Genomic DNA, 24,896 nt, shown 5'->3' with positions numbered 1-24,896 from the left:
GTTACACCCGGGCTGAGAAACGATAACCGGTACCCCGTACCGTCTGAATCAGGTTTTGGTGCACATCGCCTAACGCCTTACGCAAGCGCCGAATATGTACATCCACTGTGCGTTCTTCAACATACACATTGCCGCCCCATACCTGGTCCAGCAGTTGGCTGCGTGTATAGGCTCGCTCCTGGTGGGTCATAAAGAACTGCAGCAGGCGATATTCAGTGGGCCCCATTTCCAGCGCCTTGCCATGCGCACTAACACGGTGGCTGACGGGGTCAAGTAGAAGGCCGTTAATTTCGATGGGGTCTTCTACGCCACGCGGGGTGGTGCGTCGCAATACGGCTTTCAAGCGCGCGACCAACTCACGGGGCGAGAAGGGTTTGGTGATATAGTCGTCCGCGCCCGCCTCAAGGCCTTGAATCTTATTGTCTTCCTCACCCTTGGCGGTGAGCATAATAATCGGCATTTCGGCGGTGGCTTCTTCACGCTTAAGGCGTCGCGCCAACTCAATACCACTGGTACCTGGCATCATCCAATCCAGAAGCAGTAAGTCAGGCTGATGGTCAACGACTAACGCGTGGGCATCCTGGGCGTTATCCGCTTCAAGCACGCGATAGTCAGCCATTTCCAGCGCCACTGCGATCATTTCGCGAATAGGTGCTTCATCATCGACAATCAAAACGGTCTTGGCGGTCATTCCAGGGCCTCACGGTGCTCAATGAAAGGTAATTCAATGACATCTCAGTGACAATAACACCATGACTTGATGACACTTATATGACAATAGCCAATAACAAGAACGAATGACAGGCCTAATCACGCTTTGCTAGAGCGGCCCGGCCACTGGCCACCAACTTAGCGCAATGCCGGCAAAAACCAGCAGCCCTGACCAGTAGTTATTCAAAAAAGCCTGAAAACACGGGTCGCGTTCACGATGCCGAATCAGGCGCTGTTGATGAATAAAGGTGGTCGCCATACCGGCAAGGCCCAGCCAGAAAAAACCACCCAGCCCCACACGAACACCCACAAAGGCTAACAGCACCAATGTCGCCAGTTGCAGTAATCCAATCATCAAGCGGTCTGCACTGCCAAACAGCACCGCCGTTGATTTAATACCAATTTTCAGGTCATCGTCGCGGTCGACCATGGCGTATTGGGTATCGTAAGCAACCGTCCACAGTACGTTCGCAAAAAACAGCAACCAGGCTTCCACAGGTACATATCCCAGCACCGCCCCAAACGCCATGGGGATTGCCCACGAAAAAGCCGCCCCCAGCACCACCTGAGGAAGATGGGTGTAACGCTTCATAAAGGGGTAGATAAACGCCAGGACCACGCCACCAATCGACAGCAGCACCGTAAACCAGTTGGTCAGCAGCACTAACACAAACGCAACAGTGACCAGCCCAATAAACAGCAGTTTGGCTTCGGTTTCACTGATTCGCCCCGTCGCCAGTGGACGATGTTTCGTGCGCTTAACGTGGCCATCAACATGGCGGTCAGCGTAATCATTCACAACGCAGCCAGCAGCGCGCATAACATAAACACCTGCCACAAAAATAAGCAGCACGTTGCGACCAGGCACCCCGTTTGTAGCCACCCAAAGCGCCCATAAGGTAGGCCACATCAATAGCCAGGTACCAATGGGGCGGTCCAGGCGCATTAAGTGTAAAAAATCAGCGACTCGCGCCCATCCGACTGGCCGCAACAAAGAACGATCCATGCCTACCTCACGTAAAGAAGAGATGCCGAGCAAGCCTACCGCGAAGACAAACGAAGGTCATCTGCCATGGTGGATAAAAAGTACTCTTGTACAAGTAGCGATAACCCACCATGTTGAAACACTGAGCGCCGCCCCCAACGACTTTTCACGCCAGCAACCTGAGGGAAGGCAAAGCGTGGCGCACCGCTCGTAGCTTCAAGAGGGCCGCGTACTAAATCTGGCTGGCGAAACAGCCAACTGCCCAGCGAGCGCTCACCAAGTTGCTCCAATCGCTGGCCTTTTAGCTGTGTTAAGGGGGCAACCGAACGTGCGACCACCCAAGGGTTATCACCCACGCACAGGGCGACCTCCCTTAACCAGGCATAGCGACGAAGCTCAATCCCCAACGCCTGCGCTTCATCATGCAGAGGCACGCCGACGCCCTGGCGCAGCAGGCGAACACGGAATGGTTGCCCTGCGCCTGCCGCTTGCAAGCGAGCCGTTAGCGAATCCGTAGACGCAACCCACTCCCACCAGGCAGCGCTCATGGCGGGGCGTAACGCAGCCACGGGCTGCCAAACAGGAAAGGCATGCGTTTGCCGAAAAGAGGACGTCACCACCAGATACTCCTGGGCAAAAAACAGAGAAGCTAGTGTAACATGGTGGTCTTAAAAGCTTTTACGACACCGATTATTTGGGGATGGCATGCCTGCATCACATCCGGTTAGCAACCCGACTGGCCACGCTGAGTTGATCATCATTGGCACCGGCATGGCAGGCATTGGGCTTGCCCGTGCGCTACGTCGCCAAGGCGATAAGCGCTCGATTATTTTGGTGAGCGCAGACAGCGGCGAGGACTACAGCAAGCCGCTGTTATCTACCGGCTTTGCAAAACGCCTCTCGCCCAACCAACTGGCCAGGCATTCAGCCGCGGTACTGGCCGATGAGCTGGATGCCCATGTGCTTACCCATACGTCAGTAGAGCACATGACACCAGACACGCACACTATACAGCTTAGTGACGGGCAAACACTTGCCTACGATACGCTGGTGCTGGCGACCGGCGCTGAACCCCGGGTGCCTTTTGCCATTCCAGAAAACGTTGCTCGCTACTGCTTTACCATTAACGATCTCGACGACTATCGCCTGTTCCATCACGCGCTGAACGATCGCCCCGCGCGCATTGCCGTTATCGGCGCAGGATTAGTCGGCTGTGAATTTGCCAACGACCTGCAGGCAGGTGGCCATCAAGTCACTCTGATTGCTCCAGAGGCCACGCCGTTACCCAAGCTATTACCAGAACCGCTGGGGTTTGCGCTGAGTGATGCCTTTCAGGAAGCCGGTATAAAGCTTGCGCTTCACCGCACGATTAAAGAGTTAGCCCCAAATAATGACAGCACGGTTCGGCTAACGCTTAGTAACGATGACACCGTCAACGCCGATATTGTTTTACTGGCAACCGGCCTTACGCCAAGAACCGCGCTGGCAAAGGCCGCCGGGCTTGCCGTTTCACCACAAGGTATTCAGGTAGACCGGTATCTGCGCACTTCGCACCCGCATATTTATGCCTTGGGCGATGTTGCTTGCATAGAAGGCCTCAATGCCATGTACGTCCAGCCATTACAAGCCAGTGCCAAAGCACTCTCGGCAACGCTTGCCGGCTCACCAACGCAGGTCAGCTTCGGCGCCTGGCCCATCATTGTGAAAACGCCGCTATTGCCCGTAGTGGCCTATCCGCCTTCGGCGATACCCGAACACTGGCGAATTGAGGGCGAAGGGGGTGATATGACGGCGCTTGCCGAAGATAAAGACGGGAATTTAGTCGGTTTTGCGTTGACAGGCGGCTGCGTGAGACGGAAAGTGGAGCTTTCCCGGGCAGCTCCCACACTGCTGGGCTGATTTTTATCGCGCTCACGTCTAGGCTGGATAAGCTAGCCCAGTCTAGTGAGTACTTTTAACAACACCGCTATGCTTTACGCTTAACGTTAATGAGGGGAACTTCCTATGCGCAAACCTGAACTCGCCGCTGCCATCGCTGAGAGTGCCGACCTATCCAAAGACAAAGCAGGCCAAGTCCTGAATGTTATTCTGGATGAAATCACCAACAGCGTTGCAAAAGGCGAAGATGTGGCATTGATTGGTTTTGGTACCTTTACCGTGCGTGAGCGTGCAGCACGTACCGGCAAAAACCCGCAAACGGGCGCACCCTTACAAATTCCGGCCAGCAAAAATGTTGCCTTTAAGCCGGGTAAAGCGCTTAAGGACGCCGTTTCCTAATGAAACTCAAGCTGACGCTGTGGCTATTGAGCCTAATGCTCAAATGTGCCCTGCGCCGCAAGCCACGCTTTCGTGAACAGCTTGAAAGGATGCGTCACTTGGACTGGGGCATTGCGACGGAAGACTTGAGCATTGCTCGCTACTACCGGATGACCCCCAAAGGGGTCTCTTCAGGTAAAGGCCTGCCAGTCGATTTGGATCTTGAATTGCGCTTTCGCGATCAGGAAGCCGCATTACGTATCCTTAGAAAGCCAACGCAGCAAGCTTTCCTCGATGGAATGCTCAACGGCGAGGTACGCCTTGTCGGTGACTCCACCGATATGAACAAGCTGCAAAAACTGCTGAAGTATTTATAACGCTTCTTCCAGCGGTTCTACCCGCCACCCGTAGGTGGCGGGTTCCTACTCGTTTCACCTGCCTTTCTCCCGCCATAATGTTTGCACAGTGCTTTTAAACACATTTTAAACAGGCCTTTTGCGTTTATTCCCGGTAACGTTAGCGTTATTAATGTAATGAACGGACCGCTATGACCGTATCCAGGAAAAAAACGATAGGCTTAACGATTGCTCACTTGCCTGAGGGGGAGTTGCGTTGCGAGCACATCGAAAAGATAGAAATTAGCCTGCCAGACATAACACGATTACTGCTAAAGCCTCTCGCGATCAGTGTTGACCCCTACATGCGCACGCGGATGCAGCCCAGCGGGTATGACTATATTGAGCGCTGGAAGGCTGGCAGCACCCTATCAGGCTGGACCATGGCCGAGGTAGTTACCAGCAGTGAGCCGGGGTTTAAGCGGGGCGATCTCGTCGTGGGCCACCTCCCCATGCAGGAGCTCATTGCCACTGACGGACAGCACCTGATGCGCGTACCGGCGGGCAGTGACCCCGACGCCTACTTGCATCCATTAGGAATGACGGGGTTTACTGCCTGGGTAGGCATGCAGTTACTGGGGCAGCCCACTGCTGAAGATACCGTACTGGTAAGTGCCGCTGCCGGTGCGGTTGGCTCTATTGCCGCACAGCTTGCACAACGCCAAGGGGCAAACGTGATCGTAACGGCCGGACGTACCGACAAGCGTGACTGGCTGCACCGTTTGGGGTTCAAGACCGTACTTAATCACCGCCATCCTGATTACGCCAGGCAACTTAATAACGCGGCGCCTTCCGGTATTACGCTTAATTTTGAAAATATCGGGGGCAGCGCTTTTACTGCTGCGATTGACGCAATGAGATCGAATGGACGCCTCGTGCTTTGTGGATTAGTAAGCCAATACCAAACCCGCAGCCCGCGTAAAAGTCCGGATAATTTTGCCCAGCTGAGGAAAAAAAGGGTCGCAATCCATCACTTTGTCGTGCCCGATTATCTAACGCATTGGAACGACTTTCAGCGCTTTATGGCGCCTTTGGTTGATCAAAAAAGTATCGCATGGCGGCTCGATAAAGTAAGCGGTGGACTCGACAGCGTGGCTCCAGCGCTCATTGGGTTGCTCAATGGCGATAATATAGGCAAGCGTGTGGTCGAATGGTAGGGGCTTATCTGCTCCAAAAACGCATAACGTGATAACCCCAAAACCATAGCAACGAACCAGCCCTAGGGCTTATACTAAAGTCTAACAACGACTGACAATAAGAGCGTCTATGCCTATTTCACTGCCGCTTCGGCGTCTTTGGACACTTGATAAGTTTGCCTATAGCCTGCGCGTTTTTATCGCATTCAGCGCAGCCCTGCTATTTAGCCTTTTTCTTGGCGACATCGCCCTGGTAATACCGCTGTTTCTGGGCATTATCGCCTGCGCGCTCTCCGAAACCGATGACAGCTGGCAAGGCCGCTTACAGGCTCTGCTGGTAACCCTAGTATGTTTTACCTCAGCCTCATTTATCGTGCAGTGGCTGTTTCCTTGGCCATGGCTGTTTGCGCTGGGGCTGGGAATATCCACGTTCACCCTCATCATGTTGGGCGCTATCGGCCAGCGATACGCCACGATTGCCTCAGGCACGCTGATTTTATCGATCTACTCAATGATCAATATTGAGCAGCACGGCGGTGTGGATGCCGATGTGGCCTCACGCCAGTTGCTGCTGTTGGCGGGTGCGGCTTGGTACGGGGTTATTTCCGTTGTCTGGTGTGTTCTTTTTTCTCGTCAACCCGTCAAGCAGAGCATGGCGCGCGTGTACAAGACGCTGGGCGAGTTTCTGATTCTTAAATCAGCGCTGTTTGAACCCGTACGCGGGGTCGATGTAGAAGCCCGTCGCGTGGCGCTGGCACGCCAGAACGGCAAAGTGGTGGATGCCCTCAACCAGGCAAAAGAGATGATTTTTCGTCGTCTGGAAGGCCAGCGTGGAAGTCAAAAGCTTAACCGTTACCTACAGATATACTTTATTGCTCAGGATATTCATGAACGGGCAAGCTCGACCCATTACCCTTACAGCGCCCTCACCGAAGCGTTTTTTCACCATGACGTACTGTTTCGCTGCCAGCGACTTTTGGATCAGCAGGGCCGCGCCTGCCGTCAGCTAGCCAAATCGTTACTGCTGAAGCGCGCTTTTGACCATAAGCAGAGTGAACAAGCCTTGGCCGACCTTAGGGCCTCTATCGATAATTTGAGCGAACGCGGCAAACCCGAATGGCGCAAACTGATGCACCCGCTTAATGCGCTGGCGGACAACCTCGCAACGCTCGAAGCACAGATCGCCAGTGCTCATAACCCGGATACCACCAACGACCGCGAAGATAGCGCGCTCTATGATCGCTCGCCCTCCAGCCTGCTGGAAGCGTGGAAGCGAGTACAGCTCAACTTTACCCTTGGCTCGCCCACCTTTCGCCACGCGGTACGCCTGACAACCGCGCTCATGGCGGGCTACGGCCTGCTTCAGTGGCTGGACCCCGAACAAGGCTTCTGGATTTTACTGACGACCCTGTTTGTATGTCGGCCTAACTTCGCCACGACGCGACGCTTTCTTTCCCAACGCATTTTGGGCACGGTACTTGGCCTTACGGCAGGCTGGGTGTCGATCAGCCTGTTTCCACAGCCAAGCGTGCAGAGCGTGATTGCGGTGGCCGCTGGCGTCACCTTTTTTGCCAACCGGGAAAAACGCTATGTCGTGGCGACAGCAGCCATCACGTTGCTGGTGCTGTGCAGCTTTAACCAGGTAGGCGACGGCTTCGACCTTATCTGGCCGCGCCTGTTTGACACCTTAATTGGCTCGCTGATTGCAGGACTCGCGGTGTTTTTCATTCTGCCCGATTGGCAGGGCCGCCGGCTGTATCGGGAAGCAGCGAAGACGCTTACCAACCACCGCCGCTATCTGGATGAAATTATTCATCAATACGAAGAGGGCAAGCAGGACGACCTTGCGTACCGCTTGGCACGGCGCAATGCCCACAATGCCGATGCCGCGCTTTCTACCCTGCTCACCAATATGCTTCACGAGCCAGGCCACTACCGCAAACAGGATGCCGATAATGGCCTACGCTTTTTGGTGCTCTCCAACACCCTGCTTAGCCATCTTTCGGCTCTTGGCGCCCACCGGCACCGCTTGCTGGAAGGCGAGGATGACGCCGCCTTGATGCCATCCGCTAAACGGATCAGCGAACTTCTGGACCAGCTTGCCGAGCAGTTGGACAAGCGTCAGCTGGTTGCACCGCTCAATGAGCCCGTCAGCGAGCTACTCACACAGCTGGATGAGTCCGGCAGGGCAAGCTCTGACGAACAGGCTGTGGTGATGTATCGCCCTATTCAAAGCCAGCTACGCCTCATCACCGAACAGCTAGCGCCTTTGGGTGAGGCGGCGAATCGCTTGACCCGCACATCAGCCTCCATCGAGGAAGCTACCCGCCCTAACGCTAGCGTTTAAACGCACCGTTACTGACCGCTACACCTGTCCGTAGCGGCCTGCGGCTTCGCCCAACCACCGCCGTACCAGCACGGCGGTTATTTGCGGTTCGTTTTGCAGCTCGCACGCTAACGCGGTGACGCGCTCTAACAGGTCAGCATCGCGTTCCAGGTCGGCAATTTTCATCTGTGCCAGTCCCGTTTGTCGGGTGCCTAACACCTCGCCCGGGCCGCGAATTTCCAGATCTTTTTCAGCGATACGGAAACCATCGGTGGTCTCACGCATCACGCTTAGGCGCTGGCGGGAGCTTTTGGAGAGCGGCGGGTGATAAAGCAGTACACAGAAGCTTTCCGTGCTCCCTCGGCCCACGCGACCACGCAGTTGGTGAAGCTGGGAAAGCCCCAGGCGTTCCGGATTTTCAATAATCATCAAGCTGGCGTTCGGTACATCTACCCCCACTTCAATCACCGTGGTGGCGACCAACAGATCCAGTTCACCCTCTTTAAAAGCAGCCATCACGTCGGCCTTCTCGCTGGCCTTCATTCGCCCGTGGATCAAGCCAATGGCAAGCTCCGGTAACGCGTCGGTGAGTTCCTGACAGGTGACCTCCGCCGCCTGGCACTGCAGCACTTCGGACTCATCAATCAGCGTGCACACCCAATAGGCCTGGCGACCATCGCTGCAGGCACGGCGAATCCGCTCAACAACCTCCGGGCGGCGCTCATCAGACACCACCACCGTTTTAACCGGCGTACGCCCCGGCGGTAGCTCATCAATCACCGAGACATCCAGGTCCGCATAGGCGCTCATGGCCAGCGTGCGGGGAATAGGTGTCGCGGTCATGATCAACTGATGTGGCGTTAACCCACCCGCTTCGCCTTTTTCACGCAGGGCCAAGCGTTGGTGAACCCCAAAACGGTGCTGTTCGTCGATAATGGCTAGTCCCAGACACTGAAAATGAACGTCGTCTTGGAACAGCGCGTGGGTGCCAACTACCATACGTGCGCGGCCATCGGCGATGGCTGCCTTGGCATCCAGGCGGGTTTTGCCCTTTAATTTGCCCGCAAGCCAGGCAACTTCAATACCCAGTGGCTCAAACCACGCCTTAAACGCCCGGTAGTGCTGCTCAGCAAGGATTTCCGTAGGTGCCATTATCGCCGCTTGGCAATTGCCTGCCAGGGCCGCTAGCGCTGCCATGGCGGCCACCACGGTTTTCCCCGACCCTACATCGCCTTGCACCAGGCGCAGCATGGGGGCGGGGCGGCTTAAATCCAGCGCAATTTCCTCAAGCACTCGCCTTTGGGCCCCCGTTAAGGCAAACGGCAGCTGGGCTAAAAAGCGTGCCTGAAGGCTGCGCCCGGAAGGCAGCTGAGGGGCGCCGTCGGCCTGAATACGCAGGCGCACTTCACGCAGGCTCAGTTGATGCGCTAAAAGCTCTTCCAACGCCAAGCGGCGCGTGGCGGCATGCTGGCCGCTGGAAAGCTTATCAATATCAACATCAGGCGGGGGTTGATGCAGCAAATGTAGGCAGGCGTGCAGCCCCGGCAGGTGAAAACGCTGACGCAGCACGTCAGGAATGACATCCGGCAGCGCTTCGGGCGCGCTATCCAGTACGCCAAGCGCCTGCTGCGTCAATGCGCGCAAGCGGGCTTGATTCAAGCCTTCAGTGGTGGGGTAGATGGGGGTGAAATACTCATCGACCGACGTTTCACCCGCTGTATTCAAGCGATATTCGGGATGATAAATTTCAAGCCCGGTGGCCCCAGCCCGCGCTTCACCAAACGCACGTACCGAAACGCCCGGGTGCAACTGCTGCTGTTGAGCAGGCGAAAAGTGAAAAAAACGCAGGCTTAGAATACCGCTGCCATCGCGCAGACGTACCAATAGGCTTCTCCGCCGCCCTTTTACGACATCAGAGGCAGTCACTTCCCCCTCTATCACCGCTTCCTGCCCGGCGCGTAGCAGACCGATTGGCGTTAATCGGGTGCGATCCTGATAGCGTAGCGGCAGGTGAAAAAGTAGGTCGCTCACGTGTTCAATGCCCAACCGCGAAAGCTTGAGCGCCAACGCTTCACCGACGCCTTTAAGCGCAGTGACGGGGCCATTAAGATCGCTCATGAGCGCGCTTTACCCTTTTGGGCAGGCTGTTGGCACTGGCTGATGGCATCCACCAGGGCGTCGATCGCTTTAGGGCGCGGAAAGCTGGCTCGCCAGGCGATCGCTACCGTTCGTGAAGGGGCGGGGTCGACAAAGGGCCGACTCTCAAGCATGGCATTTTCATACTGATCGGTGCCCAACGCTGACTGCGGCAATACGGTAATGCCTAGCCGTGACGCCACCATATGCCGAATGGTTTCCAGCGAGCCTCCCTCGGCAATCAAGGTGTTATTCGGGTTGTTAAGCTTCTGGCTAATCGCCGGGCACGCCTCAAGAATCTGGTCTCTAAAGCAGTGGCCTTCACCCAACAGCAGCAAGCGCTCTTCCAGCAGCTCCTCTTTACGAATAGCCTCGCGCTCTACCCAGCGGTGATTTGCCGGTATCAAGACTTCAAACTGCTCTTCGTAAATAGGCTTGGTCACAATATCGGTGTCCGTGAACGGTAGTGCCACAATAATGACATCCAGCTCACCATTTTTTAACTTGGCACGTAACGTTCCGGTCATACCTTCTTCAATATACAGCGGCATTTGCGGCGCAATATCGGCAAGCGCAGGAATCAGGTGCGGAAACAAGTAGGGACCAATCGTGTAAATAGCCCCAATGCGTAGTGGATTGGATAGCTGATCCTTACCCGCGCTGGCCATTTCATAAATCAGCCGGCTTTGCTCCAGCACGCGCTGGGCCTGAGCAATGATCTTCTCGCCAAGGGGGGTTACTTGAATCGTGGATTTGGAGCGCTCAAACAGCGGTATATCAAGCTCCTCCTCCAGTTTTTTCACCGCCACAGAAAGCGTGGGCTGCGACACATGACAGCGTTCAGCCGCGCGACCAAAGTGGCGCTCTTGGGCAAGGGTTACGATGTAGCGAAGTTCTGTTAAAGTCATAACGGCGCCAGTGGGCATCCTCTCGTAGCAGCTCATGACGAATATCATGGCAGTCAGCGGGACGAAAAGGGACAGGAAATCCTGATGACGATGTCACATCTCGCAGCGAGTTTGTATCCAATAGGGAATATTTATCAAAAGGAGTGGACAAGGTGAAGCTAACGATACTGATTATCGGTTGTGGTGATCTCGGCATTACCTTAGGACGCCAGTTGATTGATGAGGGGCACCACGTCATTGGCGCACGTCGTAAAACAGCGGCTTTAGAAGACACCGGCATTGAACCCCTGGCGCTTGACCTTGATGATCTTGATGAGGCCAATGCATCTGCACTCCCCCAAGCGGACTACGTCATTTATAGCGTAAGCGCTGACCGCTTTGAAGAGAGCGCTTACCAAAGCGCCTATCCGGACGGTCTAAAGCGCGTACTGAGCGTGATGGAACAGCACAAAAAATCGCCACGTCGGGTCTTTTTTGTCTCCTCTACCAGCGTATATGGTCAGCAGGAAGGCGAGGAGGTGACCGAAGATAGCCCAACCGGCCCTACCAGCTTCTCTGGCATGCTGATGTATGAAGCGGAGCAACTACTGCTTAACCATTCGCTACCCGGCACTGTGGTACGTTTTTCAGGCATTTATGGGCCTGGCCGTGACCGCTTGATTCACCAGGTAGCAGAAGGCCGCATCGCTGCGGTTACGCCGGTTATCTACTCCAACCGCATTCACCGGGATGATTGCACCGGTATTCTGGCGCATTTAATTCGCAGCCAGGAAAGCGGTCAACCGCTGGCGGAACTTTACCTGGGTAGCGACTGCGAGCCGGTCACCATGCATAACGTGATGGCCTGGATAGGCAAGCAACTGAAGGTGGAATCAACCGATACCATGCAATCACCGCTTCGCCGTCGGGCCAGTAAGCGCTGTAATAACCAACGTATCCTTGGAACCGGCTATCAGTTTCGCTACCCAAGCTACCGTGAAGGCTACGCTCAGATACTCAAAGAGGGCGGTTTTTTAGAGACTCAGAAAGCCTGATTGAAAACTTCCGGGTAAAAAAGCGTTACTTCAGATAGCGAAGCAGTCGATAGCAGACGAGATAATCAATACGCAAACACCGACTGGGCGCTAAACGCTCAGCCGGTGTTTTTTATAGCGAAAACGTCATTAACGGTTTAGTCGCCGATGACCATTACGGCTTCGGCTTCTACCTGGCTGCCTTTAGGCAGCGCTTTAACACCCACCGCGGCACGGGCAGGAAACGGTGTAGAGAAAAACTCTTCCATTACTTTGTTAACGATGGCGAAGTTATCCAGGTCGACCAGGTACAAATTCAGTTTCACCACATCGCCAAGCGAGCCTGCGGCTTCTTCGCAAACGGCTTTCAGGTTGGTAAATACTTGGCGCGCCTGTGCTTCGAAGTCCTCGGACACCAGCTCCATGGTCGCTGGGTCTAGCGGAATCTGACCAGAGAGATAGACCGTATTACCCGCTTTGATCGCCTGCGAGTAAGGGCCAATCGCGGCGGGGGCTTTGTCAGTATTAATAACGGCTTTATTGCTCATGCGGTGTTTCGCTCCTCAGTTATTCAGTACTCGTCGTTCTTCAGTACCAGTCATTATTAAGCGTTAATTATCCAACCAGCGTGTTTGTATAAAGTTTAAAAGGGGGTCTGTTTTTTTCAAAAATAGGTAATGACTGCAATAGCGGTACGTGGCCGGTGCCGGATGGCAATTCGGCCAGGCCGCTTTAATAGGTTTAGTTGGTCATACGGGTAATTTTTCCGACGTTCGGCAAATTACGAATGCGTTTGATAATACGTGCAAGGTGAACGCGGCCTTTGACCGACAGCGTGAGATTCACCGTAGAGAGGCGCGCATCACGCTCTTCAATGCCAATTCGCTCGATATTGGCATCAGCATCGGTCACCAGCCCTGCAAGCTCCGCGACGAGGCCTCGACGGCTTTCAATTTCAATCCGCAATGCTACCGGGAAGTCTTCATCAATCGCGTCAGACCACTCAAGCGTAAACAGCTTATCAGGATCGTTTTTATGCTCTATCAGGTTTCTGCACTCGGCGCGATGCACCACCAGTCCTTTACCCATAGAAAGATGGCCCAGCACCGGGTCGCCAGGAAGCGGATGGCAACAGCGAGCAAAGTTAATCACCATGCCCTCGCTACCGCTTATCAGCACGGCTTTGCCACCATCAAAGGTACCTGAACGGGAATCGGGATGATCACCATGAGCGACGTCCATCAAGCGCCTGGCGACCACATGCGCCATACGGTTGCCCAGACCCAGCGACTCCAGAAGGCTATCCTGTGAGGCTATTTCCAGCTCTTTTAACGCTTGCTGAAGCACGCTGTCGTCAAGCTCTTCCAGGCTGGTTTCAAACGGCGCCAGCGCCTTGTTAAGGAGCCGCCGACCAAGCGTAATCGCTTCGGTTTGCTGCTGATGCTTCAGCGCGTGGCGAATAGCCGAGCGCGCCTTGGCCGTCGAGACAAAGCTAAGCCAGGCAAGGTTGGGGCGTGCGCCGGGCGCGGTGATAATTTCCAGCGTCTGGCCACTTTCCAGGCGTGTTGAAAGCGGCGCCAAATGGCGATCAATTCGGCAAGCAATACAGTTATTGCCGATATCGGTATGCACGCTATACGCAAAGTCGATCACCGTGGCGCCTTGGGGCAGCTCCATGATGTCGCCTTTTGGGGTAAACACGTAAATATCGTCGGGGAACAGATCATTTTTGACGTGTTCGATAAACTCCAATGAGTTCCCGGCGTGGCGCTGCATCTCCAATAGGCCTTTCACCCATGCCCGGGCGCGCGCATGGCTGCCTTCAGCAATCGGATGCGTGGTCTGCCCCGCTTTATAGAGCCAGTGAGCCGCAATACCGTTATTGGCCATGGCCTCCATTTCGCGGGTGCGGATCTGCACTTCAATCGGCATGCCGCGCGGCCCAAACAGCGTAGTGTGGAGACTTTGATAGCCGTTGGCCTTGGGGATGGCGATATAGTCTTTAAAGCGCCCAGGCACCGGCTTATACAGATTATGCACCACGCCCAGAATACGATAGCAGTTGGCGACATCCTCGGTAATGATCCGAAACCCGAATACGTCCATGATTTCAGCAAACGGTTTACGCTGGTCGCGCATCTTTTTATAGATCGAGAGCAGGTGCTTTTGCCGCCCCATGACCGTGCCCTGCAACACCTCTTCATCCAGGCTTTGCTGCAGTGACGACTGGATTTCACGCATGGCGCTACGCCGATTCCCCCGGGCGCTGGCGACCGCTCGCTTGATACGCTCTGAACGCATGGGGTGAATGGCTTGAAACGAAAGATCTTCAAGCTCAATACGGATCGTATTGATGCCTAGCCGCCCGGCAATACGGGCATAAATTTCCAGCGTTTCTCGGGCAATACGGCGTTTTTTATCCGGCCTGAGCGCACCAAGCGTACGCATGTTATGCAGGCGGTCAGCTAGCTTGACGATAATGACGCGAATATCCCGCGACATCGCCAATACCATCTTCTGGAAGTTTTCCGCCTGAGCAACGGCTTTATCTTCAAAGGTGATCTGGGTCAGCTTGGAAACGCCATCGACAAGCTCCGCCACCGGATCGCCGAACTGGGCAGCCAACGCCTTTTTGGAAACACCGGTATCTTCAATGACATCATGCAGCATGGCGGCCATCAGGCTTTGATGGTCCATGTGCATATTGGCCAGAATATTGGCCACAGCAAGCGGATGGGTAACGTAGGGCTCACCCGAGCGCCGACGCTGGCCATCATGGGCCTGCTCGGCGTAATAAAAGGCGCGCTTGACCTGCTGGATCTCATCTGAGGGTAAATAGCCGCCGAGTCGATCGGCCAGGTCATCAATGGTGAACATTTACCGCGCCCCTGCTCGTCTCAGCCTTAGTCGTCGATTTGGGCGCTGGGCGCCATGGCCGGACGCACGCGAACAGGCGCTTCAACAGGTTCATCGAGTACGGTGTGGTCCACGAGGCCTGCCGCAATTTCACGCAATGCCATCACGGTAGGCTTATCGTTTTCCCAAGCCAGCTGGGCATCACGCGAGCCACGTGCCAATTGGCGGGCGCGCTGGGTGGAAATCATCACCAGCTTGAAGCGGTTTTCGACATTTTCCAGACAATCTTCAACGGTTACGCGAGCCATGGGGCCTTCCTGTAATGACGACGCTGGGCCGATGTTGTTGGATAACGCCACCGGCCCAGCGAAAAAGAATAGTGATAGAACCTGATAGATTACTCGACGCTGGGCGCCTGTGACAAGAGCGCATCCAGTAGTGGCGCATGGCGCTCGCTAACCTTGGTAAGCGTTAAGCGGCGACTGATCACCAGCGACTGCAGTTCCCGAAACGCCGTGGTGAAGTCATCGTTAATGACCAGGTAGTCGTACTCATTAAAGTGTGACATCTCGCTAACCGCATCACGCATGCGCCGTGCAATCACTGCATGTTCATCCGTACCGCGATTCGCCAAGCGATGTTCCAGTTCGCCAAGCGATGGCGGCAGAATAAAGATGGATACCGCCTCAGGCATTTGTTTGCGTACCTGCTGCGCGCCCTGCCAGTCAATTTCCAGAATAACATCCTGGCCCGCTTTCAACAGCGTTTGGACCGCCTCGCGCGACGTACCATAGTAATTATCGAAGACTTTGGCATACTCAAAAAAGTCGCCACGCTTAATCATCGCTTCAAAGTCAGCCACCGTGGTGAAATGGTAATTAACGCTATCCACCTCACCGTCACGCTTAACGCGGGTAGTATGCGATACCGAGACCTGAATGCCATCAAGGCTTTCAATCAACTCGCGAACCAGACTGGTTTTGCCTGCACCCGACGGGGCGGAAACAATAAAAAGCGTACCTTGGGACATACAGCGCTTCCCTTGTTAGCGAAAAACGGTTAGTAAAAATAGTTAGTGGAAACAGCTAGCAAAAAGATCGTTAGCGGAGCAAGCAAAGCAACACGCTTATTTAAGGTGCGCAGTATCGCACACCCTCTGCGCGGACTGTAGAGTTTGCGTAAGTACCCAAGGAGGTTGGATGCGCAGCACGCTGGTTATATTGGTTCTTATTGCACTTGGCGTGGCCGTGCAAAAAGGCATTATTGACGTTCCTCGCCACTGGGCACCGTGGGCTCCTCTTCATATCGATGATCCGATAACGCCCGTTACTCAGCTAAAAATCAAACGCTTAAGCAACAATAGAGACGCCTGTTTAGCCGCGCTGAATACCGTGCCAGACAGCGAGCTGAGCTATACCCCCCTTGCCGATTACTCCCCCACCGCAAACTGTCCACTGACCAATATTGTACGTATGCAGGCCAGCAGCGTGCGCTTTAACCAAAGCTTTGTGGCTTCCTGCCCGCTAGCGCTTGCCTGGGTGATGTACGAGCGTCACGAACTGCAGCCTGCGGCGCAAGCAATCATGGGAAGCCGCGTGGCTCAGGTAAACCACGTGGGCAGCTTTGCCTGCCGCAATATTTACCATCGTGAGAGCGACCGGCGCAGTGAGCATGCCACGGCGGAAGCACTGGATGTTATCGGGTTTCAGTTTGAGAACGGCCAACGTATAACGCTGATCAACCACTGGGATGATGAAGGGGAAACAGGAGAGTTCTTGCGAGCAGCGCAGGATGGCGCTTGCCGTACATTTGGCAACGTATTGGGGCCTGATTACAATGCCGCGCATGCCGATCACTTTCACATGGGCATGCGCGGTTTCCGATTATGCCGTTAACCCCCCGTGCTTTAAGAACATCATCCTTTAAGAGAAACAGGCCCTTAAGAAAAACAGGCAATGACGAACGAGCAGTGGGCTTTCACGCTTAATCGCGGTCTAGATTGATATCGTCTTCATCGGTCAGGGCGCCCGTTGCGGCACCAACGCCTGCGCCTAGCGCGGCACCGCCCATGACACTGCCACCCGTGGCAGCGGCAGCGCCCGCACCCGCAGCGGCACCTAACCCAGCGCCACTCGCAGAGCGTTCACCCGTTGTCGTACCGCAGCCAGCTAAACCAATTGTTAGTGCGGCAATAGCGCTCAACGTTAAAACACGCGATGTCTTGATCAATTGAGTATGCATAGTCATCTCCTTATGGGTTGCACCCTTATACCCTAGGAATGAATGGCTATTTATGCCACTTTTATAATCCCACAGCCACGCTGTCGGTGCGTTTCTCAAGCCAGCGCCCCCACGCAAAAATCGCTAGCCCGCATAGCGCCAGGCCCGTGCCCACCAGCCCCGTACTCGACCAGTTCAAACCCGCACTAATTGCCAACCCGGCAAGCCAAGCACCTAATGCATTAGCGCCATTAAATGCAGCATGATTAAGCGAGGCCGCCATGGTTTGAGCATCCCCGGCCACATCCATTAAGCGAGTTTGTAACGAAGGGGCAAGGGCCATACAGGTACCCACAAGCCCAACGCACAGAAGTCCTGTCCATACGTTATTGGCAGCAAAGTAATAAAGCCCTTGAATCAAGGCACACCAAACCAGAATTTTTGGAATGGCCCTCATCAGGTTCTTATCCGCCATGCGACCGCCGACCAGATTGCCAATAATCGACCCCACACCGAAAATCACTAGTACCAGCGGCCCCAAGGCCTCGCTCATACCCGCCTGTTGCGTCAGGGTGGGCATCACATAACTAAAAATCGAGAACATACCGCCACAGCCGATACAGGCAATGGCAATGGTCACCAGAACGCGAGACTTGGCCAGTGCCGACAGCTCACGCAGCGGGCTTGCGAGTGCATCAAACGGCTGCACCGGCACCCACCCGCGAATTAATAGCGCGGTCAGTAACGCTATAACGCCTACCCCGGAAAACGCGATTTGCCAGCCAAACTGGTTACCCGCCCAGGTACCCAGCGGCGCGCCGATTAAAATGGCCGTGGTTAAGCCCAGCATGACACGGGAAATGGCCCGGGCACGTTGATCAACCGGCACCGCCCCCGCGGCGACTAATGCCGCAACGCCGAAGTAGGCGCCATGCGGCAAACCTGCCACAAAGCGCAGCCCCACGAACGACCAGAACCCAGGCGCCATGGCACTGGCAATATTGCCGATGGCAAACACCAGCATCAACGCAATTAATAACCCCCGCTTGGGCACGCGCGCGGCCAATGCGGAAATCAACGGAGCCCCGACCACAACGCCTAACGCGTAGCTGCTGATCGCGTAACCAACTTGCGGCACGCTAACCGCCAGGTCGCTCGCGACACGGTTCATCAGGCCCATTATGACGAATTCACTGGTGCCAATACCAAACCCACCTAGCGCCAAGGCGAATTCGGCCAAACGCGGGTTACGCGCCAGCCCTTGGGGCGACTCTTGCATTTTTTCTCCTCAGGCGCGCCAAACGCCTGCTTAACAAACGGCCGTTATAGTGGGGCGATGATCGCAGGATTAGACGAAAGTATAAATATGTTCAATGAAATATTAGCAGGCGAGTGTTTCACTTTAACAGACTACGCTTTGAAGCAGGCCTGCGGTTAAAGGCTTAATCCACAAAGCATCTTTAACACTCTGCATCCGTAAGGCGTATATGACCCCTGACACCATTGAACAGGCCCTAAAAACGCTCGCCAGGGCCGACACAGATATCGCCCGTGCCCTTCCATTGGTAGGTGCGCCTTCGCCACGTGTGCGTGATAAAGGCTTTGCGACGTTCTTCTCCACCATTGTCAGCCAGCAGCTTTCCACGGAAGCGGCCCGTGCGATTATGAGCCGCGTGAATACCCTGCTGCCCGAGCTGCACGCCAAGGCGGTGATCGACACCGAAGGCCAGGCACTACGCGATGCGGGGCTCTCGTGGCGCAAAATCGAGTATGCCAAGGGGCTCGCGGAAGCGGAGCTTGCCGGCACCTTCAGTGCCGACGGGCTTGAACATCTAAGCGATGAAGACGTCATTGCCACGATTACTCAACTGCGAGGCTTTGGCCGCTGGAGTGCGGAAATCTACCTGATGTTTTCGCTTAAACGCCCCGACATCTTCCCCGCCGACGACCTCGCCCTGCGCGTGGCGTTAGGCCGCTTAAAAGGTTTAGACGACAAACCCACGCCCAAGCAGGCGCGAATGCTTACGCAGCACTGGGCGCCCTGGCGCAGCGTGGGGTCGCTGTTCTTATGGCACTACTATCGCGGCGAGCCGGTTTAAAAATCAAGCCTTTAGGCGTTCAGTCCGCCAAACTTACCGGCCTGATAATCCTCGACCGCCTGCACAATCTCTTCCCGAGTATTCATCACAAACGGCCCGTGCGAGTAAACCGGCTCATCAATGACATCGCCATGACCAAACAGCAGCTGAGCGTCGCTTGCGGCTTCAATCACAATGCTATCGCCCTCCCGGTCCAGTTCAACCAGTTGGTGGGGTTTGGTGGATTCACCACTCACCGTCACGTCGCCACTCACCACATACAGAAACACCTGCCGCCCAGCGGCAGCGGGCAACTGCTCGCGCGAACCGGCAGACAGCTTAAGCGTCGACATAAACACATTGGTTAACGTCTCGATAGGGCCGCTCGTATCGCCCCACTCCCCGGCGATCAAGTTCATTTCGCCGCCACCTGGTAGCGCAATTGCCGGGATTGAATCCTGTTGAAGGCCCACATAGCGCGGTTCGCTCATTTTCAGGCGCGCAGGCAAGTTGATCCACAGCTGCAAAATTTCCAGCGGACCACCCTCACGCAAAAACTCAGCGGGCGAGATTTCCGCATGCACAATACCGCTGCCCGCCGTCATCCACTGCACGCCACCTGCGTGAATCACGCTCTGGTGCTTGGCGCTATCGGCATGAGCAAGCGAGCCTTCCAGAATAAACGTCACCGTTTCAAAGCCACGATGCGGGTGCGGGCCAAACGGCAAGCCTTGATTATTGGCCGGATAAACCTGCGGGCCGTGATGATTCAAAAACAGAAAAGGATCCAACTGATCAAGACCCGGCCCAGGCAGCGGCCGCCGAGTGACCAGATCACCAATATCATCGCGGTGGGCTGAGTGTTGGGCGATAACACGGCGAACGGAAAGGGTAGCTAATGACATAACGAGCTCCTTTAAAAGTTATCTCAAGTTTAAAATTCAAAGTAAGCAATGTTGAGCGAATAATTTGCCCTGCTTTGTTGAAGTAAATTGGTAGAAGCTCACGAAACAGCGGATTGAACAGCGGGGCAAGGGCTTTGATGCACAACCTACGCAATATGCGCCAGTTTTATCAAAACTATCTAATACGGAACGCAGTGCGTACCGTATTGAGCTGGACCCACTACAGCACGCTGCTACGAGTAGAAAATGCTCAAGCTCGCGACTGGTATTTACAAGAAGCGATCAATCAAAGCTGGAGCGCGAGAGTTTTAGAGCGCCAGATTAGCCCCCTTTACTACGAGCGCCTGCTGGCCAGCCAGAATAAGGCACTGGTTGAGCAGTTAGAAGAGCAAGCAGGGGTGTAATGGTTAGCTATGAAAAGATAAGCGCTGCAACTTTCGAGTATATCTTTAGCCATACGTCGAGAAAGGCGAGGCGACTTAATCAGGTAACTTCTCAACACTTGCTAATTATCCCTTGCCCAGCCAGTATCAAACCTCCACGCGTAGTGCAGGATGATAGGTAATGAGCTTGCTGACCCCGTTTGGGCCCCTTCAGGATATTCCGCTTGATAACATCGAGCAGCTAAAGGAAATTCTCGTTCGTTCCGACAAGAGCCGGATGCTGGAAGGCCTGGTCATTGAGTCAGTGTTTAACGAGTATCTCAGCAAGCTTACCGGGCAAGGGATCGACGTATTGCCGATCTCGCTGGTTCGCACACTGACGGTGAAAGCCCAGCGCCATTCGACGCGGAACACGTTTGTGAATGCCTGGTGGGTGTGGGACCACTCAGAAGCGTGTACGTCAGCGGCGACGCTGCGCAGGCTTCTTGCGCCCAAAGGAAGTCATGACGGTTTTCTGTTTGACTGCTATTACAACGAGTCGGCCAGAGACTTCTTTATCAAGGAGTGGAACGGCAAAACACATATTCCCATTCAGTCCTTTATGCTGAAGAGTCGCCGACAAGCAGTGCCTCAATTCAGGATTCCTGCGGCGTCGGTCATTGATGAACATCGCTCCCAACAAGCGTTTTGGGCGGGCATTTCCAGCCAATATAGCGATGATCTTTTCAAGCGAGTCGTGCTCCATCGCTTGTTCAAAAACTGTGCAATACAGCCTTTTTTCGATGGCGTATGGGATATAGACAGCCTTGCACGGCTGCCGGATAACACCTTCATGCAGCTGGAAGTTAAGCACAAGTTCCCACGCGTTGATGGCCCTGACGAGAAGCTCTCTTTTGGGATTAATAACGGCCAGCTAAGGGTTATGCTGGCGTTGGCCCAGAGAGGCATCAAGACGCTGCACATGATTATGGTGAAGCCGATCTGGAACAAAAACCTGGGCACGGGCTACCTGCTCAACCGAATCGGGGATCGCAAGAACGTCGTACTATTGGCAAAGTTATTGGATGAAACGACCTTGCGCGAAATAATGAAAAGACGCTCGTCGGCAACGGGGGCGGAACAATCCTTCACCGGAAAAGATGAGCAAAAAGCGCGCTACGTTACCCCTTCCGAGTTCCAGTTTCTGGGAACGCTTGACGATCCTGTCGAAGAAATTGCCAAAAACATCCATCTTGCTACCACTGGCCATTTGGATCGCCCGGCCAGTGATCAGATGTTAAAGAACAGCCGTATTCAGCAGTAAGATCTCGCCAATACCGAACGATGGGTCTACAATCGTGGCAGATCGTCACACATTTGACCCAGAGAACTTCATGACTCTCCTTTTCGATATTGATAACGGTGCTGATTCAGATACGGCTCCTCAACCAGCAGGTACTTCTCTATCGCCCTATGAGAGGCTTGATGACAGAGCTCTGTTGAACAAGCTGCTGGAAATTTACGATCAAAAAGCAATAGCAGAAGCACTTGCCGAGGTTGATAAGGGGAGCTGGTGCCGAGAAACCATCAATCGCTGGGCCAAAGGAAAGGCTGAACCCAAGGTTACCCGTGCTGCCTACCAGTGCATGGTGTCCATGCTGCCAACGCCTAAACCCAATGATATCAAGCCGTCTTTTCGGTTCATTGACCTGTTCGCCGGTATTGGGGGAATAAGAAAGGGATTTGAAACCATTGGCGGTGAATGTGTGTTTACGTCTGAGTGGAACAAGTACGCCGTACGCACTTATAAAGCGAATCATTTCTGCGATCCGCTGACGCATCGCTTCAACGAAGATATCCGCGAAGTGACGCTGAGCTCGAACCTCGAGATTAACGAAGATACCGCCTATAAACACATTGATCAGCAGATTCCTGATCATGACGTATTACTGGCAGGCTTTCCATGCCAGCCGTTTTCTCTGGCAGGCGTTTCAAAGAAGAACTCTCTTGGCCTCAAACACGGGTTTGAGTGCGATGCCCAGGGAACTCTGTTTTTTGACGTTGCGCGGATTCTGGCCGCCAAGCGGCCGGCGGCTTTCCTGCTTGAAAACGTCAAAAACCTCAAAAGCCACGACAAGGGTAAAACCTTCCGAGTGATCTGTGAGACGCTGGATGAGCTGGGTTATGAAGTGGCGGATGTTAACGCTCCCAAAGGCCAGGACCCCAAGGTTATCGATGCCAAACACTTCCTTCCTCAGCATCGCGAACGGATTGTACTTGTGGGCTTTCGTCGTGACCTTGATGTGCATGACGGCTTTACCCTGAAAGACATCGTCAACATGTATCCGAAGCAGCGCCCCTCTTTTGGCGAACTCTTGGATAAGGACGTCGATGACAAGTACATCCTGACGCCTAAACTGTGGGAGTACCTTTACAAGTACGCGCAGAAGCACCGCGAAAAGGGTAACGGATTCGGCTTTGGCTTGACCCGCTCCCACGACGTGGCCCGCACCTTGTCAGCCCGTTATCACAAGGATGGCTCGGAGATTTTGGTAGACCGTGGATTCGATGACGCCCTGGATTTCTACAGTGAACACAACCTCACGCACCGGCCAAGAAGGCTGACGCCCCAAGAGTGCGCCCGATTAATGGGCTTTGATAAGCTGGGTGAGAGCAACTTCGTCATCCCGGTATCCGACACCCAAGCCTACCGGCAGTTTGGTAACTCGGTGGTTGTTCCAGTGTTTGAATCAGTGGCAAAGCTAATGAAATCGCGCATTCTTGCTGCCCGAAAAATTGAGTCTATCAAGGCGAAAGAAGATCAAAAACAGCTTGAGATTCCACTCGCGCTGTAAAGGGTTTGCCAACGGTTTGAACGCCAGGATATCAGGGACCATAAACGTATGGAAAAGCTGTCCACTCACTTTACAGGCGTTGGCGTAAAGCTGCTGAGTGAGGTTGAGGTTAACCCCAAAAAGTCCAACCAGCATGAACTTCAAGGGGTTCAGAAGCTCCGGCAAATTCTCGGAAGTGAGCGGCGCTGTATTGAGAGCACATGTCTCTATATGGGTGATGATGACGCCGACAGGCTTTCTCAGAATGGAACGTTAACTTGGTACGATGCACGCGAGAATGACCCGGCGCGTAGTGCAGAGTTTCGTTTGTACTATAAAAGTAGCAATGAGCCCCTGAAGTCCGCGGCGGCGGGCGACACCCTGATTTATGCTCACCGGCCTGATAGTTCTCTGCTGCTGGTTATCATTCCCCAGGAAAGTGAGCTTCGAACAGCGCTTCTGTGGCTGTTCGGTGTGCATGAGGAGCCTGGTGCGACGCTTGAAATCGTCGATCCAACCCGCATCGAGGTTCCGATTTCGCTGTTCAACTATATTGCTGATGAAGTTGGGATAGCCGTTCCAAGAGAAGGTACTGATGAGGATAGTTGGCTAGATCTACTGCTTGAAAGATTCGGCCTAAAATTTCCCACCACCCGGAAACTGTCAGCTCTGGCGCTTGAAACGCTGCTACATGATATTGATCCTGTCTCCGCGCCTGACGATACGTTGATGGCATTGATCGAGCGCGAAGAAATACTCTTTAAGCAGTTGGAGCGTCACATTGTCAGTAAACATCTGGTAGAGCATGCCAACGGCTGGTCTAACGATGTAGATGCTTTTATCAGCTTCTCTCTCAGTGTTCAGAACCGAAGAAAATCCAGAGCCGGGCACGCCCTGGAAAACCATCTGGAGTGGATATTTGGCAAGCACGGGTTACCATTTGAGCGCGGCGCCAGAACCGAGAAACGCTCAAAGCCGGACTTCCTGTTTCCCGGTAGTGAAGCGTATCAACACGATAACTTTCCTTCTTCAAAACTTCATATGCTGGGCGTCAAAACCACCTGTAAGGACCGCTGGCGGCAGGTTCTGAATGAAGCGCAGCGTATTCCTTTAAAGCACTTGCTGACCCTTCAACCCGGCATATCAGAACATCAGCTTACGGAAATGCGGGATGCTGGCGTTCAGCTGGTAATTCCATCGCCGCTGCTGCCGTTTTACGCTCGAGGCAGCGTCGAGACGCTATCCAGCTTCATCGAATTTATTCGCGGGCACCACCATGGCGGACATTGTTGATCGTTCCACCCGTTCAAAAATGATGGCTTCAATCAAGGGCAAGAATACTGTCCCGGAGCGGTTCGCTCAGGCGGAGCTAGAGAAACGACATATTTCTTTTGACGCCCATGCGAAACACCTGCCAGGCAAGCCAGATCTTGTGATTCCTGTTTATCAGGTCGCTCTTTTTGTAAATGGCTGTTTCTGGCACCGTCATGAAGGCTGCTTCTATGCGACAACGCCCGCCAGCCAAAAGGAGTTCTGGCAGAACAAGCTCGCCGAGACCGTACGTAGAGACGCACGCAAACAGGCCGAACTAGAGGCTCAAGGATGGCGCGTCATCGTTGTCTGGGAGTGTGGCGTGAAACACTGCCCGCAGGAGTTCGAGGTGGTGGTAGATGCTATCGAGGGTGAAATTACCCTTTCAGAGTGGCCCGAAAAACCGCCACGTGTCAGGGGCTGAAAATGACTTTTCTCGACACATGAGGGTTACGTCTACTTTT

The 24,896-nt window shown here is 54.3% G+C and carries 25 protein-coding genes; 13 read left to right on the top strand and 12 right to left on the bottom strand.

Annotated features, from left to right (window positions below; all coding sequences use genetic code 11):
- Window position 1: 1 nt before the first annotated feature.
- The 3 genes from phoB to FKN99_RS04445 all read right to left on the bottom strand — a co-directional run bounded on the left by phoB (window position 2) and on the right by FKN99_RS04445 (window position 2,316).
- A complete protein-coding gene (phoB, locus tag FKN99_RS04455; RefSeq protein WP_087110299.1) occupies window positions 2-691 on the bottom strand; it encodes a phosphate regulon transcriptional regulator PhoB in 690 nt (229 codons plus the stop codon).
- 129 nt (window positions 692-820) lie between these two features.
- Window positions 821-1,717: a 4-hydroxybenzoate octaprenyltransferase gene (gene ubiA, locus FKN99_RS04450; RefSeq protein WP_172116796.1), complete on the bottom strand. Its 897-nt coding sequence runs from the start codon at window positions 1,715-1,717 to the stop codon at window positions 821-823.
- Between the two features lie 35 nt (window positions 1,718-1,752).
- Window positions 1,753-2,316 (bottom strand): chorismate--pyruvate lyase family protein, encoded by a 564-nt coding sequence (locus FKN99_RS04445; RefSeq protein WP_172116795.1) that lies wholly within the window; start codon window positions 2,314-2,316, stop codon window positions 1,753-1,755.
- Window positions 2,317-2,401: 85 nt separating this feature from the next.
- Between FKN99_RS04445 and FKN99_RS04440 the strand changes: the two genes are divergently transcribed.
- From FKN99_RS04440 to yccS, 5 genes are all read left to right on the top strand, one after another.
- A complete protein-coding gene (locus FKN99_RS04440) occupies window positions 2,402-3,595 on the top strand; it encodes an NAD(P)/FAD-dependent oxidoreductase (RefSeq protein ID WP_172116794.1) in 1,194 nt (397 codons plus the stop codon).
- 105 nt (window positions 3,596-3,700) lie between these two features.
- Entirely contained in the window at window positions 3,701-3,973 is a 273-nt protein-coding gene (locus tag FKN99_RS04435; protein WP_018918476.1) for an HU family DNA-binding protein, read from the top strand.
- Window positions 3,973-4,329 carry a hypothetical protein gene (locus FKN99_RS04430; RefSeq protein WP_172116793.1) on the top strand — a complete coding sequence of 119 codons (357 nt, stop codon included), beginning with the start codon at window positions 3,973-3,975 and terminating at the stop codon, window positions 4,327-4,329. Before FKN99_RS04435 ends, FKN99_RS04430 begins: the two co-directional genes overlap by 1 nt.
- Window positions 4,330-4,499: 170 nt before the next feature.
- A complete protein-coding gene (locus FKN99_RS04425; RefSeq protein ID WP_172116792.1) occupies window positions 4,500-5,504 on the top strand; it encodes an MDR family NADP-dependent oxidoreductase in 1,005 nt (334 codons plus the stop codon).
- Window positions 5,505-5,613: 109 nt separating this feature from the next.
- Window positions 5,614-7,830: a YccS family putative transporter gene (gene yccS / locus FKN99_RS04420; protein WP_172116791.1), complete on the top strand. Its 2,217-nt coding sequence runs from the start codon at window positions 5,614-5,616 to the stop codon at window positions 7,828-7,830.
- An 18-nt stretch (window positions 7,831-7,848) separates the two neighbouring features.
- Here the strand turns inward: yccS and recG are convergent, their stop codons facing one another.
- The gene (gene recG, locus FKN99_RS04415) at window positions 7,849-9,927 is read right to left on the bottom strand and encodes an ATP-dependent DNA helicase RecG (RefSeq protein WP_172116790.1); all 2,079 of its coding nucleotides are present in this window, start codon (window positions 9,925-9,927) and stop codon (window positions 7,849-7,851) included.
- Entirely contained in the window at window positions 9,924-10,853 is a 930-nt protein-coding gene (locus FKN99_RS04410; RefSeq protein WP_172116789.1) for a hydrogen peroxide-inducible genes activator, read from the bottom strand. The genes recG and FKN99_RS04410 overlap by 4 nt, the downstream gene beginning before the upstream one ends.
- Window positions 10,854-11,005: 152 nt before the next feature.
- On the opposite strand from FKN99_RS04410, the gene FKN99_RS04405 reads away from it, so the two are divergent.
- Window positions 11,006-11,887: an SDR family oxidoreductase gene (locus FKN99_RS04405; RefSeq protein WP_172116788.1), complete on the top strand. Its 882-nt coding sequence runs from the start codon at window positions 11,006-11,008 to the stop codon at window positions 11,885-11,887.
- 137 nt (window positions 11,888-12,024) lie between these two features.
- Here FKN99_RS04405 and FKN99_RS04400 read toward each other — a convergent pair whose 3' ends face one another.
- The 4 genes from FKN99_RS04400 to gmk all read right to left on the bottom strand — a co-directional run bounded on the left by FKN99_RS04400 (window position 12,025) and on the right by gmk (window position 15,752).
- The gene (locus tag FKN99_RS04400; RefSeq protein WP_087110278.1) at window positions 12,025-12,414 is read right to left on the bottom strand and encodes a RidA family protein; all 390 of its coding nucleotides are present in this window, start codon (window positions 12,412-12,414) and stop codon (window positions 12,025-12,027) included.
- A 193-nt stretch (window positions 12,415-12,607) separates the two neighbouring features.
- Window positions 12,608-14,743, bottom strand: a complete 2,136-nt coding sequence (locus tag FKN99_RS04395; RefSeq protein WP_172116787.1) for a RelA/SpoT family protein — start codon at window positions 14,741-14,743, stop codon at window positions 12,608-12,610.
- Between the two features lie 26 nt (window positions 14,744-14,769).
- Window positions 14,770-15,030, bottom strand: coding sequence for a DNA-directed RNA polymerase subunit omega (gene rpoZ, locus FKN99_RS04390; protein WP_087110274.1), 261 nt, complete (start codon window positions 15,028-15,030; stop codon window positions 14,770-14,772).
- A gap of 89 nt (window positions 15,031-15,119) precedes the next feature.
- Window positions 15,120-15,752 carry a guanylate kinase gene (gene gmk / locus FKN99_RS04385; protein WP_172116786.1) on the bottom strand — a complete coding sequence of 211 codons (633 nt, stop codon included), beginning with the start codon at window positions 15,750-15,752 and terminating at the stop codon, window positions 15,120-15,122.
- 169 nt (window positions 15,753-15,921) lie between these two features.
- On the opposite strand from gmk, the gene FKN99_RS04380 reads away from it, so the two are divergent.
- Window positions 15,922-16,617, top strand: a complete 696-nt coding sequence (locus tag FKN99_RS04380) for an extensin-like domain-containing protein (protein ID WP_172116785.1) — start codon at window positions 15,922-15,924, stop codon at window positions 16,615-16,617.
- An 88-nt stretch (window positions 16,618-16,705) separates the two neighbouring features.
- Here FKN99_RS04380 and FKN99_RS04375 read toward each other — a convergent pair whose 3' ends face one another.
- Window positions 16,706-16,963 carry a hypothetical protein gene (locus FKN99_RS04375; protein ID WP_172116784.1) on the bottom strand — a complete coding sequence of 86 codons (258 nt, stop codon included), beginning with the start codon at window positions 16,961-16,963 and terminating at the stop codon, window positions 16,706-16,708.
- A gap of 61 nt (window positions 16,964-17,024) precedes the next feature.
- Window positions 17,025-18,221 (bottom strand): MFS transporter, encoded by a 1,197-nt coding sequence (locus tag FKN99_RS04370; RefSeq protein ID WP_172116783.1) that lies wholly within the window; start codon window positions 18,219-18,221, stop codon window positions 17,025-17,027.
- Window positions 18,222-18,429: 208 nt separating this feature from the next.
- On the opposite strand from FKN99_RS04370, the gene FKN99_RS04365 reads away from it, so the two are divergent.
- Window positions 18,430-19,041 carry a DNA-3-methyladenine glycosylase family protein gene (locus FKN99_RS04365; protein ID WP_172116782.1) on the top strand — a complete coding sequence of 204 codons (612 nt, stop codon included), beginning with the start codon at window positions 18,430-18,432 and terminating at the stop codon, window positions 19,039-19,041.
- 11 nt (window positions 19,042-19,052) lie between these two features.
- On the opposite strand, the gene FKN99_RS04360 is transcribed toward FKN99_RS04365, so the two are convergent.
- Window positions 19,053-19,925 carry a pirin family protein gene (locus FKN99_RS04360; protein WP_172116781.1) on the bottom strand — a complete coding sequence of 291 codons (873 nt, stop codon included), beginning with the start codon at window positions 19,923-19,925 and terminating at the stop codon, window positions 19,053-19,055.
- Between the two features lie 137 nt (window positions 19,926-20,062).
- Between FKN99_RS04360 and FKN99_RS04355 the strand changes: the two genes are divergently transcribed.
- From FKN99_RS04355 to FKN99_RS04335, 5 genes are all read left to right on the top strand, one after another.
- Entirely contained in the window at window positions 20,063-20,329 is a 267-nt protein-coding gene (locus tag FKN99_RS04355) for a DUF1016 N-terminal domain-containing protein (RefSeq protein ID WP_253926966.1), read from the top strand.
- A 160-nt stretch (window positions 20,330-20,489) separates the two neighbouring features.
- Window positions 20,490-21,611, top strand: a complete 1,122-nt coding sequence (locus tag FKN99_RS04350; RefSeq protein WP_172116780.1) for a hypothetical protein — start codon at window positions 20,490-20,492, stop codon at window positions 21,609-21,611.
- A gap of 70 nt (window positions 21,612-21,681) precedes the next feature.
- Window positions 21,682-23,142, top strand: coding sequence for a DNA (cytosine-5-)-methyltransferase (gene dcm / locus FKN99_RS04345; protein ID WP_172116779.1), 1,461 nt, complete (start codon window positions 21,682-21,684; stop codon window positions 23,140-23,142).
- A gap of 48 nt (window positions 23,143-23,190) precedes the next feature.
- A complete protein-coding gene (locus FKN99_RS04340) occupies window positions 23,191-24,414 on the top strand; it encodes a type II restriction endonuclease (RefSeq protein ID WP_172116778.1) in 1,224 nt (407 codons plus the stop codon).
- Window positions 24,398-24,856: a very short patch repair endonuclease gene (locus tag FKN99_RS04335; RefSeq protein WP_172116777.1), complete on the top strand. Its 459-nt coding sequence runs from the start codon at window positions 24,398-24,400 to the stop codon at window positions 24,854-24,856. The genes FKN99_RS04340 and FKN99_RS04335 overlap by 17 nt, the downstream gene beginning before the upstream one ends.
- The last annotated feature ends 40 nt before the right edge of the window (window positions 24,857-24,896 follow it).

Source organism: Halomonas hibernica, assembly GCF_013183775.1.
GTDB lineage: Bacteria > Pseudomonadota > Gammaproteobacteria > Pseudomonadales > Halomonadaceae > Vreelandella > Vreelandella citrativorans.
Note: the sequence above shows the minus strand (reverse complement) of the source record. Positions and strands in the feature narration are given on the sequence as shown.